General features: G+C 64.9%; 15 protein-coding genes and 1 pseudogene. 8 read left to right on the top strand and 8 right to left on the bottom strand.

Annotation, left to right across the window (positions count from 1 at the left end; translation table 11 throughout):
- A pseudogene (locus ABD088_RS08105) lies at positions 1–539 on the top strand (hypothetical protein); the annotation flags it as partial.
- Positions 540–1,106: 567 nt separating this feature from the next.
- The gene (locus tag ABD088_RS08110) at positions 1,107–1,667 is read left to right on the top strand and encodes a hypothetical protein (RefSeq protein ID WP_343901345.1); all 561 of its coding nucleotides are present in this window, start codon (positions 1,107–1,109) and stop codon (positions 1,665–1,667) included.
- 61 nt (positions 1,668–1,728) lie between these two features.
- Here ABD088_RS08110 and ABD088_RS08115 read toward each other — a convergent pair whose 3' ends face one another.
- A complete protein-coding gene (locus tag ABD088_RS08115; RefSeq protein ID WP_343901346.1) occupies positions 1,729–2,268 on the bottom strand; it encodes a hypothetical protein in 540 nt (179 codons plus the stop codon).
- Positions 2,269–2,349: 81 nt separating this feature from the next.
- Here ABD088_RS08115 and ABD088_RS08120 point away from each other — a divergent pair, with 81 nt between their 5' ends.
- Both ABD088_RS08120 and ABD088_RS08125 read left to right on the top strand, forming a co-directional pair.
- Entirely contained in the window at positions 2,350–2,616 is a 267-nt protein-coding gene (locus ABD088_RS08120) for a hypothetical protein (RefSeq protein WP_343901347.1), read from the top strand.
- Positions 2,616–2,966 (top strand): ribbon-helix-helix protein, CopG family, encoded by a 351-nt coding sequence (locus ABD088_RS08125; protein ID WP_343901348.1) that lies wholly within the window; start codon positions 2,616–2,618, stop codon positions 2,964–2,966. Before ABD088_RS08120 ends, ABD088_RS08125 begins: the two co-directional genes overlap by 1 nt.
- A 211-nt stretch (positions 2,967–3,177) precedes the next feature.
- Here ABD088_RS08125 and ABD088_RS08130 read toward each other — a convergent pair whose 3' ends face one another.
- The 4 genes from ABD088_RS08130 to ABD088_RS08145 form a co-directional block, all read right to left on the bottom strand.
- The gene (locus ABD088_RS08130; protein ID WP_343901350.1) at positions 3,178–3,906 is read right to left on the bottom strand and encodes an SDR family oxidoreductase; all 729 of its coding nucleotides are present in this window, start codon (positions 3,904–3,906) and stop codon (positions 3,178–3,180) included.
- 66 nt (positions 3,907–3,972) lie between these two features.
- Positions 3,973–4,512, bottom strand: coding sequence for a flavodoxin (locus ABD088_RS08135; protein WP_343901352.1), 540 nt, complete (start codon positions 4,510–4,512; stop codon positions 3,973–3,975).
- Positions 4,513–4,672: 160 nt separating this feature from the next.
- Complete coding sequence (locus ABD088_RS08140) at positions 4,673–5,521, bottom strand: aldo/keto reductase (RefSeq protein ID WP_343901354.1); 849 nt, start codon at positions 5,519–5,521, stop codon at positions 4,673–4,675.
- A gap of 23 nt (positions 5,522–5,544) precedes the next feature.
- Positions 5,545–6,960 (bottom strand): MFS transporter, encoded by a 1,416-nt coding sequence (locus tag ABD088_RS08145; protein WP_343901356.1) that lies wholly within the window; start codon positions 6,958–6,960, stop codon positions 5,545–5,547.
- A gap of 100 nt (positions 6,961–7,060) precedes the next feature.
- Between ABD088_RS08145 and ABD088_RS08150 the strand changes: the two genes are divergently transcribed.
- Genes ABD088_RS08150 through ABD088_RS08160 form a run of 3 tightly spaced genes read left to right on the top strand, consistent with a single transcriptional unit; the run spans position 7,061 to position 8,710 of the window.
- Entirely contained in the window at positions 7,061–7,939 is an 879-nt protein-coding gene (locus ABD088_RS08150) for a helix-turn-helix transcriptional regulator (protein ID WP_343901358.1), read from the top strand.
- An 8-nt stretch (positions 7,940–7,947) separates the two neighbouring features.
- The gene (locus ABD088_RS08155) at positions 7,948–8,361 is read left to right on the top strand and encodes a (R)-mandelonitrile lyase (protein ID WP_343901360.1); all 414 of its coding nucleotides are present in this window, start codon (positions 7,948–7,950) and stop codon (positions 8,359–8,361) included.
- A 34-nt stretch (positions 8,362–8,395) separates the two neighbouring features.
- Positions 8,396–8,710 carry a carboxymuconolactone decarboxylase family protein gene (locus tag ABD088_RS08160; protein WP_343901362.1) on the top strand — a complete coding sequence of 105 codons (315 nt, stop codon included), beginning with the start codon at positions 8,396–8,398 and terminating at the stop codon, positions 8,708–8,710.
- A gap of 245 nt (positions 8,711–8,955) precedes the next feature.
- Here the strand turns inward: ABD088_RS08160 and ABD088_RS08165 are convergent, their stop codons facing one another.
- The 3 genes from ABD088_RS08165 to ABD088_RS08175 all read right to left on the bottom strand — a co-directional run bounded on the left by ABD088_RS08165 (position 8,956) and on the right by ABD088_RS08175 (position 10,904).
- On the bottom strand, positions 8,956–9,840 hold the full coding sequence (locus ABD088_RS08165; protein ID WP_343901364.1) for a sulfite exporter TauE/SafE family protein: 885 nt from the start codon (positions 9,838–9,840) through the stop codon (positions 8,956–8,958).
- Between the two features lie 60 nt (positions 9,841–9,900).
- Entirely contained in the window at positions 9,901–10,197 is a 297-nt protein-coding gene (locus ABD088_RS08170) for a rhodanese-like domain-containing protein (protein WP_343901366.1), read from the bottom strand.
- Positions 10,198–10,313: 116 nt separating this feature from the next.
- The gene (locus ABD088_RS08175; RefSeq protein ID WP_343901368.1) at positions 10,314–10,904 is read right to left on the bottom strand and encodes a rhodanese-like domain-containing protein; all 591 of its coding nucleotides are present in this window, start codon (positions 10,902–10,904) and stop codon (positions 10,314–10,316) included.
- A gap of 122 nt (positions 10,905–11,026) precedes the next feature.
- Here ABD088_RS08175 and ABD088_RS08180 point away from each other — a divergent pair, with 122 nt between their 5' ends.
- On the top strand, positions 11,027–11,284 hold the full coding sequence (locus ABD088_RS08180; protein ID WP_343901370.1) for a metal-sensitive transcriptional regulator: 258 nt from the start codon (positions 11,027–11,029) through the stop codon (positions 11,282–11,284).
- Positions 11,285–11,489 lie beyond the last annotated feature (205 nt).

Below are 11,489 nucleotides of genomic sequence, written 5' to 3' on the forward strand. Positions count from 1 at the left end.
GAACGGGGCGCGCACAACAAGCCATCAGCGACGAGGCCCGCTGGACGGCCATCAACCGTCTCGTCAACGATGAATCCCTTTCGTTGACTGTCCGCCTGGCCGGGCTATTCGTCCTGCTCTACGCCCAGCCCGTCACCACCTGCGTCCGGTTGCAGCATTCCAACATTGTCTGCACGCAGACCTCGGTGGCAATCCGCTTCGCCTCGACGGCCATAGAAATGCCACCTCCCGTAGCCCAACTGGTCAAGCGCTACCTGCAGTCGCCCACACAGCGGGCCATCTACAGGAGCCCTGAGCACCAGTGGTTCTTCGAAGGCCTGATGGCGGGTACGCACATGAGCGAGGCGAACATGCGCTTGCTGCTGCATAATGCGGGTCTGGAGCCGCTCCGGGCACGGGGAGCGGCCCTACGCCACCTAACTGTCGCCTTGCCAGCGCGCATCGCGGCCGACGCACTGGGAATATCAGCCGGAACAGCGACCACCTGGGCAAGACTCTCTGGTGGAACCTGGAAGGACTACCCCGGTCTCCGGACGTGAACTATTCGATTAGGGCAAACTGGAATATATGACTTCCACCAACACCGATAGCGACCTGGTTTCAAACTTCGGCATCCAGGACGCGATCGAACCGATGAATAGGTGAGCCACGCCGGCAGTCAGTGGCAGGGTGCCGACAGGGGAGCCGGAACCCCCTGCCGGCACCAGGCTGGTTAGCGAAGGTAGACGGCCAAGGAAGCGTTCACCAGCAGGCCGATGGCCCACATGATCCAAGTTGCCCGCGTGCTGCTGTCCTGGCGGTTGTCTTCTTCGCGATAAATGGTTTCCATTTCGGACCTTCCTGTAGAGTCTGCTGGCCGCGGTCTGCGGCCGGTGGTGGTGACAGACTCGCGTTGTGCGAGCCGGCTTTGTGGGATGGAAGGCGTGTCGCGGTTTTTCAAGGAGCCCTTTTCGACACGCCCGCATTAGAGAGGGCCGCTAAATGGATGTGGTTCGCGGCTTGTGCGGCACCCGCGGTTTCTCTACAGGTCGTTTCTGCGCCACCGCATGACATCGTGACGAGGCTGTGGCTCAAGCGGACATCATGGTGCCTTGTATTCTGAGGGGGTGACTGAAAATTCCGGGGGACATATGACCAAACAGGATCGCTCCATTGACGCCGGTTTCGTGGTGCTCCTGTGCTTCGTGGTCGGAAGTCTTATCTCAGCGGTCCTGCTCCACTTGGCGTGGTCCGGGCCGATTGGACCGTTCTACATGGTGCAGCTACTGGCAGCCTGGGGGCTGAACATTGTGCTTGCCCTTGCGGTGCTGGCATTCGTTCCCGGCGGTTCCGGCCTAAAGGGTGTCGCACTGATCCAAGTGGTGTTGGCGTTCGCCGTGGTGCTACTTGAGGATTCCTCGAACCCGCCCTATTCCCTGTATTTCGGCCTTGGCCTAGCCGTGTGGGCGTTCAGGCTTCGTGATTCGTATTTCGCGGCTGCTTCAGTTGTTGCACTGGGGGTGGTCGTCTACAACCACTTTTATTCGTTTGGTCCGGGCGAGGCACCCGCAGTCTCGTACTCGGCAACGGCTGGCCTGGCGCTGGCATTGGTCTTGCGTTGGATGGCCAACAAGAAGCGGCAACGCCCTCATGCCGCCACCAACGGTCCAAGACTTGGCAACAACTAAAGGTCAGGGGAACCGCCGCGAGCGGACGGTTCCCCTGACCTTTAGTGGGTTCTAGGCTGCGCTAGAAATTCGTGGCGCGTGCAGAGCCCGAATAAGTGACCCTGATGCTCAGGTCAATGGTTTCGCTGTAGTTGTTGTTGTGGCTCACGAGCCCAGTCCGGTACGTGGCCACAGCGTCCTGGTATGCGCCGGCAATCTTGACGAAGCGAATTCGCTTGGGAACGCCGGTGAGCTTCGTGCCGTTTCGGGAGGAAGCCGCCGGGGATGACGTGCTCAGGATCTTCGCCGCCGCACCGGAATATCGCTCGTAAGTGGCCCTGAAGTTCATTGTGATGGAATCCGTGGTCACGTTGACCTTGCAGTTTTTGTATGTCGCCCACCCGGCACCCGCAGTGGTCGAACACCCCGAGATCCCCGCTGCCATCGTCCCCATCTGCCCGTCCGAAGCCAGCTCTGGAATCTCGGTACCGACAACGGTGATGGAACCGTCGTCATAGACGGAGACGGTCTCGCGCATGCCATCCAGATCAAGGTCTTCCGTCCTGGTCGGCTCGGCAAATGATGAGGCGTCGGTCCTATCGCCACGCTTGAGCTTCTCCATGAGATTTGTCTCTTGGCCCTGGGGCGCGCCGGTGAAGAGGGAAACAAATATTGTAGCCTGATTGTGTGCTACACTATTAACATGGCAGTCGAGTGGACCACAAGCGCAGACAGGCACGGAATTCCCCGCAGGGACGCACTGTATGCGATTGCGAACCACGAGGCCCTGGAGGAGATCGAGGGCCGGTCGGGGGAGCGGACAATCGTCTACGTGGGACACCCCCACGGCCAGACCGACCGCTATATCGAGGTGATCGCGGCCCACAGCGAGCCGCGCACGGTGGTGGTGTTCCACGCGATGGAACTCACCGACCTGTACCGGCACCTGCTCCATGAAGGGAAAGAATGATGACCAGTAACGCGAACGAGGCATACGAGGCCCTTGCCGACCGCGCCGAACGCGGCGAGCTGCCGGCCGTCCCAGGCACGGCGTGGCGCGGAACCGCCGAATCCCGGGCCGAGGCCGCGCGCCTGCTGATGGGTGCCACCGGCACCGAGGACGTGCAGGAGGCCATCAGGGTTGGTGTGGGCCGCCCGAAGGTCGGTGCCGGCGCCGGCCCGTCGCCCGTGGTCCGGGCGCGGGTTCCCGAGGAGCTCAAGGCCCGCGTGACCGCCCTGGCCGCGCGGGAGCACCTCAAGGAATCCGACATCGTGCGTGAGGCCCTGTCGGAATACGTTTCCACCCGCCAACTCGTCTAGGTCCGGAGCAAACCAGCGCCACGCATGTCCCAAGAAACGATCGTTTGCTGAGACTCCAGTCGCATTCTCAATCGGTACCTTGCCGTGCATCGCGCTTCACTGACACCACAAGGCGCGGCATCGGTAGTGTGCGAGGAACCGCATTCATGCGGATAGGTGGATCCCACGGGAGTTCCACCAGACTGGGCTATTTCGGTACGCCAAGCGGTTCCTAGAGCTCTTGGCCAGCTGGCCGGAGCAGGATTTCGTGGATGGCGAGCCGTTTGGGCCGGCTGACTGCGAACTCGATGACCTCGGCAATGTCCTCCGCGGTGACATCGACCTGGTCGTATGCCTCCTGCACGCCTTTCCTCGTGTCCGCGTGGGTGATGTGCCCGGGCAGTTCGGTGGCCACGGCCCCGGGTTCGATGAGCGTGACGCGCACGTCGGGCAGCAGTTCCTTCCGCATGGATTCGGACCATCCGTTGATGCCCCACTTGGTCGCGGCGTACACGCCGTTGCCGGCCCGCGCGGTGCGGCCGGCGACGGAGGAGATGTTGACGAGGTCCCCGCCACCGTCCTTGAGCTGGTCGAGGAATACCTCGGTGGTGGTGATGGCCCCGAGGAGGTTGACCTCGATCATGTTGCGGTAGTCCTCGCGTTGGCCGGTGTCGAAGGGGCCCAGGAGCATGATGCCGGCGTTGTTCACGAGCACGTCGACGCGGCCCAGTTCGGTGTGGACGCGTTCGGCGGCGGCCACGAGCGAGTCCCGGTCCGTGACGTCGGCTTCGATGGCGATTGAACCGTTTCCGAGTTCGTCGGCGAGGGCGGTGATGCGGTCGAGGCGACGGGCCAACAGCACCACGGCGTGGCCTTTGGCGGCGAGGGCGCGGGCGGTGGCTTCGCCGATGCCGGATGAGGCGCCGGTGATGACGGCGACGGGGTTTTCGATGTTGGTCATGGTTTTTCCGATCGTGTTTGCTCTGGTTGGATTCGCCAGCCAGCGTGGGGAGGCTGGTGCCTCTGCCTAGTCGAGACCGACGTCGTTGAGCCAGTCTTGGATCTGGGCAGTGGAGTCGGGGACGGTTTCCCCGCGGAGGGCTAGGCCGGCACCGATGTCCGCGGTGGGCGCCGCGGAGGTGTAGACGTCCAAGGTGTCGCCGAGCCCGCTGACTGCGTAGGTGACGGCGGGCAGGATGGTTTTCCCTGCAGGGTCGATTCCGTCAAGGAAGGTGTTCATGATCATCGGTGGCCGGACATTCCAGATGGGGGAGGCAAGGACGAGCTTGTCGTATGCGCCGAAATCGGGGAGGGGTTGGGCTATGTCGGGCCGGGCGTCGGTGTCTTGTTCGCGCACGTTGCGGGCCACTGTCTCGTCGTAACCGGCCGGGTATGCATCGGTTGCCTCGATCCGGTACAGGTCGCAGCCGGTGCGCTCGGCGATCATGCGGGCGAGGATCTCGGTGTTGCCGGTTTCCAGGTTCCGGCGCCCGCCGTTCCACCAGTTCTCCCCGGCACGGGAGAAGTAGGCCAGCAGGGTCTTGCCGGCATGCGTGGTCGTGTCCAAGGGGCTCTCCGTTGCCTCGGCGGTTGGGTCTGGGGTTCGCGCCGGCGTACAGCCGGCGAGGACGGCGCTGGCAGCGAGACCGGCTCCGCCGACCCCCACGCGTAGTAGCGTGCGGCGGGTCGGCCGGCGTCCGGGTGGTGGGCTCGGCATCAGGGGGACCTCAGTCGAGGCGGCGGGCGCTGAGGAAACGCACCATATCGGGGTCGGCGTGGTCGAAGAACTGCGACTGACCGGTGTGCAGTTCGGCGATGCGCGTCATCTGTTCATCGGTGAGCTCGAAGTCGAACACGTCGATGTTCTGCGCCATCCGGTCGGGGTTGACCGATTTGGGGATCACGACGACCCCGCGCTGGATCATCCACCGCAGCACGACCTGGGCGACGGACTTTCCGTGCGCGACCCCGATTCCGGCCAAGACTTCGTTGGTGAACAGTCCGTTCTTGCCTTCGGCGAAGGGGCCCCACGATTCGATCTGCACGCCCTCCTGCTTCATCAGTTCCTGGTAGTCGGTGTTCTGCCGGAACGGGTGGGTCTCGATCTGGTTCACGGCCGGGACGATCTCGTTGTTGATGATGAGGTCCAGCAGCTGGTCGGGTGCGAAGTTCGAGACCCCGATGGCCCGGGCGCGGCCTTCTATGTTGATCTTCTCCATGGCGCGCCACTGGCCGTAGTAGTCGCCGAAGGGCTGGTGGATCAGGTACAGGTCGATGTGCTCCAGGCCGAGCTTGCCCAGGGAGTCCTCGAACGCGCGGGTGGTGTTCTCCTCGGCCGGGGCGTCCTGGATCCAGAGCTTGGTGGTGACGAACAGCTCCTCGCGGGCGATGCCGCTTGCCTTGATGGCGGCGCCCACGGCCTCTTCGTTGCCGTAGGCGGCGGCGGTGTCGAGCTGCCGGTATCCGGCGGCGAGGGCCGCCTCGACGGCCTGTTGCGTCTGGTCGGCCTCGACCTGGTAGACGCCGAAGCCGAGGATCGGCATCTCGACGCCGTTGTTCAGGGTCACGGTTTTCATGGGTGTTTCCTTTCGGTGGTGGATCAGTGGATCTTTTGACGGCGTGCCGCGAGGTCTGCGGGGAGGATGAAGGCCAGGGCCACGACGAGGGCGATCGCGATCATGACCGCACCTCCTCTATACGCGTCGACGACGCGGCCGGCCAGCGTTGCCGCACCGGCCCCGGCGGCGGTGAGGATCGCGACGCCCAAGGTGCTGCCCAATTGGTGCGCCGTGTTCACCAGTCCGGATGCCGCGCCGGCATCCTCGGCCGGTGCCCCGGTGATGCCGGCGGCGGTCAGCGGCCCGAAACACAGCCCTTGGCCGATCCCGAAGAGGGCGAGCGGCCCGGCGAAACCGGCGAGATAGCTGGTATCGGGGGTGATCTGACCCAACCAGAGCAGGCCGGCGAGGACGATCGCGATCCCGACGACGACCAGTAGCGCGTTGCCGAAACGCCGCGTCAGGCGTGCCACGAACAGGGAGGCGCCGAATTGCAGCAGGCTCATGGGAAGGAAGGCGGCCCCGGCCTGCAGCGGGGTCCAGCCGTAGACGCCTTGCAGGAACTGGGCGGTGAAGAAGAAGAATGCGATCCCTGTGCCGGCAAACAGGAGCCGGGCGACCGCTGCCCCGCTGCGTTCCCGACTGGCGAACAGGCGCAACGGCATGATCGGCTGCTGCGCCTTCCATTCGTTGAGCACGAACACCGTCAGCACCACGGCCCCGACGAAGACCGGCACCAGGGCTGATGGTGTGCCCCAGCCGTGGTCGCCGCCGTTGACGATGCCGTAGACCAGGGCACCCATCCCGACGGTAGAGGTGAGGGCCCCGGCGAGGTCGAAGCGACCGCGGGCGGCTTGCGCCCCGGGAAGGAATCGCAGGGCCAGGACGATCATCACAGCGGCGATGGGCACGTTGATGAAGAACCCGGCACGCCAGGACACCAGTTCCGCCAGGGCCCCGCCGGCGACGAGGCCTAGGCTCGCGCCGATGCCCGCCGTCGTGCCGTATGCGGCCACGGCACGGGTGCGTGCGGGGCCGGCGGGGAATGTTGCCGTGAGCAACGACAAGGAGGACGGGGCGACGATTGCCGCGCCGATGCCCTGGAACGCGCGGGCTGCGATGATCCAGGCCCCGGATTGAGCAGTTCCGACCAGCAGGGACGCCAGGCCGAACAAGGCGAGTCCGATAACGAATACCCGTCGGCGGCCGAGCAGGTCCCCGGTACCGGCCCCCAGGAGCAGCAGGCCCCCGAAGACGAGTGTGTACGCGTTCTGCACCCATGACAGGGCCGTCGGGGACAGGTCCATAGATTCCTGGATCCGGGGCAGGCCGGTGAAGATGATCGAGTTGTCGAGCACGATCATGAAGTAGCTGACCAGCACGATCGCCAGGATCACCGTTGCATGCTGTGCCACGTTCGTCGTGGAGCTGTTCGCGCCTGGGGTGGTCGTTGTCATGCATCCAGTCCACCGCGGACCAGCAGCTGGTACCAGTGACGGTCTATCCGTGTACTGGCAGTAACTCCCATCGGCGGATATCCCGTCGTACGGTTGCGACATGGACAACCAAGCCGAGGTCAGCGAGTTCCTGCGCACGCGTCGTGACCGGATCACCCCGGAGCAAGCCGGGATCATCGGGGGCGGACGCCGCCGGGTCCCCGGCCTGCGCCGCGAAGAGGTCGCCATGCTCGCCGGGATGAGCGTGGACTACGTCGCCAAGATGGAACGCGGGAACCTCACCGGCGTGTCACCGGAACTACTCGATGCACTCGCCCGCGCATTGCAGCTGGACGAGGCCGAGACCGAGCATCTGCACGATCTGGCACGCACGGCGGCGCCTGCCTCGCGGCGGCGCCAACCACGCGGTCAGCAAAATGTCGTACACCCGACCCTGCAACGCTTCCTTGAGGCAATTACCGGGACCCCTGTTTGGGTGCGCAACCAGCGTATGGACCACATCGCCAGCAACGACCTCGGACGTGCCCTGCTTGCCCCGATGCTCGATGACCCCGCATCGCGGGGGAACAATGCGTTGTGGACATTCCTCAGCCCTGCAGCACGGCTGTATTACCCGGACTGGGAAGCGGGTGCAGACAGCATCGTCGCTTCGCTCCGTAGTGCAGCCGGCCGCAATCCCCGCGACAAGGGCCTCACCGACCTGATTGGTGAACTCGTCACCCGCAGCGACGACTTCCGGCAACGGTGGGCCAGGCACGATGTGAGATTCCATCGTGGAGGCACCAAACGCATCCACCACCCTGCTGTCGGGGATCTCGAATTCAACTTTGAGGCCTTCGAATTCCCCGACAATCCGGGCCTGGCCCTCTTCGCCTACACCACCGTTGCGGGCTCGCCCACCGAGGAACGCGTTGCCCTGCTGGGCAGCCTCGCAGCCACCCACGTCAAAACCAAAATGTCCGCGTCCGAAGACCGATAGGACCATCCATGGAACTCCACCCGGCCAAATCCGCCAGCAAGGGCCCGCCCGAACGATTCACCGGCGACGTGTGGGTCGAGATGGTGGCGTCCCCTCCGCCATCGGGAACGACTGCCGGGTTCGTCAGGTTCGCTCCCGGCAGCCGGACAGCGTGGCACGTGCACACCCAAGGGCAGACCTTGCATATCACCGAGGGGGCCGCCATCGTCCAAACTCGGGACGGGGAGGCACTTCTCGCGAGGGTCGGTGACACCGTATACACGCCGCCCGGTCAGTGGCATTGGCACGGCGCAACCACGGTCCAGCCCATGACGCACCTGGCCCTATCCGAGAGCGTGCCCGACGAGAAAGGGCCAGCTGTCATCTGGGGCGAACACGTCACGGATGCCGACTACCAACGGGCGAACGCCAAGTCCGTCTGACACCTTTCCGCACCCAGTAGAAAGCAGTATCTCCATGACGGGACAAAGCCCTGCCCAGAAATCCATCGGCGACTTCGCTCCCAAGCTCGCCGAACTGACCGATGACGTCCTCTTCGGCGACATCTGGGGACGCCCCGGGCTGTCGAAACGGGATCGAAGTCTCGTGGTGGTCAGCAGCCTGATCACTTCGAGCAGTTTTGAACAGCTCACCAACCACCTGCGGCTGGCCAAACAAAATGGACTTACCGAGGAGGAACTCAAGGAGGCGATTATCCACCTCGCGTTCTACGCAGGGTGGCCCAAGGCCATGTCGGCGATGCAAGTCGCCAAGACCGTTTTCGCCGAATAGTGGCGGCACGCCGATCCACCGGACTGGCTCACGGGTAAACGAACAGCATCCGGCATCAACGCTGCTCCTCGGGCACAAATAGAACGGCGGGCCATTTGTGTGTCTCAAAATTCGTTCGTTTGATGAGATTTTCAGCGCATGGTTCGCTGGATCGAACGCTCTTTTGGTGCTGGTGCGCCCACGTGGGGGGGTCACCTGCTGGTGATGTCTTCGAGTGCTCCTTCGGTCCGTCGGTGGTTGGTCGGCTAGCGGGTCTCGGTCGGTGCGGGAGAGGCAAGTGATTTGCGCAGTGGACAGGCGGGGATGGCGAACCGGCATAGTGCTGCGGCGGCGGCAAGTGCTGCGGCGGTGATGCCGACGGCGAGGTTGGCTGGCGGGGGCAGCTCCTGCATCAGGACGAAGAGGCCCATGGCGAGGACGAAGATGCCGAATCCCCGGCGAAGGGCCGTCTCGGGGATGCGTCCGGCCAGGCGCGCTCCTATGAGGGAGCCGATGATTGCTGCGGCGGTCACGCCGAGGGTGAGGGGCCAGTTGATCTGCAGGCTGGTCAGGTGTCCGGCGAATCCGGCCATGGAGTTCATCGCGATGACCAGCAGGGACGTGGCGACGGCTGTGGCCATCGGCAAGCCGCCGAGCAGCGCGAGCGCTGGAACGATCAGGAATCCTCCGCCGGCACCGACGAGGCCGGTCAGCAGTCCCACGGCCACGCCGGCCCCGAGCGTCTTCGCGATCGGCATGTCCTGTGTCTGCTCGGTCGTGGTGCGTCCGCGCCGCCCCCGGATCATGGCCGCCGAGGTGGTCAGCATCATGGCCGCGAAAGCCACCATGAGGACCGTCCCCGGGATGAGATTTCCCACCGTCCCTCCGGCGAAGGCTCCGGCCATGCCCGCGGAGCCGAAGAGGAATCCGGTCTTCCATTTCACCCTGCCCTTCCGGGCGTGGGTTCCCGCGCTGAACAATGAGGTCACGCCGACGACGAACAAGGACGTGGAGATCGCCTGTTGTGGTTCGAGCCCGGCCACGTAGGTGAGGATCGGGACGGTGAGGATGGACCCCCCGCCGCCCAGGAGGCCGAGGGAGATGCCGATCAGCACTGAGAGCAACAGTGTCGCGGCGAGCATGACGGTCATGGGTGGTCCTTGTCGGGAAAGGGAGCAGGCGGGAAGCAGGGGGGGTTGCGGGCAGGATGCCTAGGTGGTGGGCAGGCCGGCTTGCTGCCAGGCAGTCATCCCGCCGGCCATGGTCTCCGCCGAGAATCCCACGGCGTTCAGGGCCTCGGCGACGCGCGCGCTTCGGTTTCCGCTGCGGCAGACGACGATGACCGGTCGGTTCTTGTCGAGTTCGCCCAGGCGGGCATCAAGGTCTCCCATGGGGATGTGGAGGGCGCCGGGGATCATGCCCTCGGCGATCTCGAAGTCCTCGCGGACGTCGAGGATCTGGTCGCTGTCCCGGCGGGTCGCAGCGTGTTGAATGTCGATCTCGTTCATGTGTCTTTCCCTTCGAATTCGGCGGGTGGGGCCGTGCGGCCAGGGGGGATGCCGCACGACCCCGGTTCATGGGCCAGCCCCGGTGGGCGTCCCGAGGGGACGCCCCGGGCTGGGGTTTACTTCGGGGCCGGCAGCTGGCCGATCGCGGTTCGGGCGGTGGGCTCGTCCCCGGTCTTGTTCCAGGGCATCTTGGATAGTGCCTGGCCCATGGCGCAGGTGTTGGTTGCGGCCGAGAACGTCAACCCGGCGCCGATGGCGCCGGCGAGCAGGCGCAATTTCGGGGAAACGAGCTTGCCGGCGAGGAGGCCACCGACCACAAGGGAGCCAGCAACCATGCGCACCTGTCGCTCGAGATCCCAGCGCTGGGCCCCGCGGACGACGTCGCCGCCTGCGGAGGCGAAACCCGGAACGCCACCGGTAAGGACCAGTGCGTTGCCGATTCCCGCGCCGTCCAGGCGCGTGCGGGCTTGTTCAGCCCGGACGCCGGACTGGCAAACCAGGACCACGCGGCTGCCCAGGCGTTCGGCGAGCTTGTCGGCGTGTTCGGACAAGAGCGCCAGCGGAACGTTATAGGAGCCGCGGATGTGCATGGATTCGAACTCCGCGCCGGAGCGGACGTCGATGACCACCAGATCCTCGTGCTGGTCGATCCATTGGCGCAGGGTCGCGGCGTCGAGGTCGGTGACGGTGGGGGTTGCGGGTGCCAAGAGCGGCCTTCCTGTCGAATGAATGTGTCCCCAAAAGTCTCGCACATACCCCAGGGGGTATGCAATAAACCCAGGGGGGTATATGATTGGGCCAGCGTAAGACCATTCCGAGGAGGATTCCCATGCAGCTCGACACCACCGAACTCAGGCCCGTCGTCAACCGGCTCAAGCGAGCCCAGGGGCAGCTGGCCGCCGTCACCCGCATGCTGGAGGAGGGTCGGGACTGCAAGGAGGTCATCACGCAGCTCTCGGCGGTCTCCAAGGCGCTGGACAAGGCCGGCTTCGCGATCATCGCCTCCGGGCTGGAGCAGTGCCTGGCCAGCGAGGACAACTCGATGGACAAGAAGGACATGGAGAAGCTCTTCCTGTCCCTGGCCTGATCGTCGCGGTTCCGGACCTGCGGACCCCCATGCGAACGAGGGCGCCCCGCGCAATGCGGGGCGCCCTTGGCTGTATCCAGAGCAATACCCGCGGAAGGGGCGCGGGGCAGGGCCCATCCAGGACGCCTGTGCCACTGCTGCCATTCAAGGTCAAGGGCCGGCCCGCGTTTCGCGGGTCGGCCCTTGACCTGTGTCCGGCCTATCC

Origin of the sequence: Arthrobacter rhombi, assembly GCF_039526245.1 — a bacterium.
GTDB classification, from domain to species: Bacteria; Actinomycetota; Actinomycetes; order Actinomycetales; family Micrococcaceae; genus Arthrobacter_H; species Arthrobacter_H rhombi.

What these genes read in the sequence shown, in the direction of transcription:
- ABD088_RS08145 (WP_343901356.1), bottom strand. Translation starts at nt 6,960, where the DNA reads ATGACAACGACCACCCCAGGCGCGAACAGCTCCACGACGAACGTGGCA.
- ABD088_RS08155 (WP_343901360.1), top strand. Translation starts at nt 7,948, where the DNA reads ATGGAACTCCACCCGGCCAAATCCGCCAGCAAGGGCCCGCCCGAACGA.
- ABD088_RS08125 (WP_343901348.1), top strand. Translation starts at nt 2,616, where the DNA reads ATGACCAGTAACGCGAACGAGGCATACGAGGCCCTTGCCGACCGCGCC.
- ABD088_RS08160 (WP_343901362.1), top strand. Translation starts at nt 8,396, where the DNA reads ATGACGGGACAAAGCCCTGCCCAGAAATCCATCGGCGACTTCGCTCCC.
- ABD088_RS08150 (WP_343901358.1), top strand. Translation starts at nt 7,061, where the DNA reads ATGGACAACCAAGCCGAGGTCAGCGAGTTCCTGCGCACGCGTCGTGAC.
- ABD088_RS08170 (WP_343901366.1), bottom strand. Translation starts at nt 10,197, where the DNA reads ATGAACGAGATCGACATTCAACACGCTGCGACCCGCCGGGACAGCGAC.
- ABD088_RS08120 (WP_343901347.1), top strand. Translation starts at nt 2,350, where the DNA reads ATGGCAGTCGAGTGGACCACAAGCGCAGACAGGCACGGAATTCCCCGC.
- ABD088_RS08130 (WP_343901350.1), bottom strand. Translation starts at nt 3,906, where the DNA reads ATGACCAACATCGAAAACCCCGTCGCCGTCATCACCGGCGCCTCATCC.
- ABD088_RS08180 (WP_343901370.1), top strand. Translation starts at nt 11,027, where the DNA reads ATGCAGCTCGACACCACCGAACTCAGGCCCGTCGTCAACCGGCTCAAG.
- ABD088_RS08140 (WP_343901354.1), bottom strand. Translation starts at nt 5,521, where the DNA reads ATGAAAACCGTGACCCTGAACAACGGCGTCGAGATGCCGATCCTCGGC.
- ABD088_RS08165 (WP_343901364.1), bottom strand. Translation starts at nt 9,840, where the DNA reads ATGACCGTCATGCTCGCCGCGACACTGTTGCTCTCAGTGCTGATCGGC.
- ABD088_RS08115 (WP_343901346.1), bottom strand. Translation starts at nt 2,268, where the DNA reads ATGGAGAAGCTCAAGCGTGGCGATAGGACCGACGCCTCATCATTTGCC.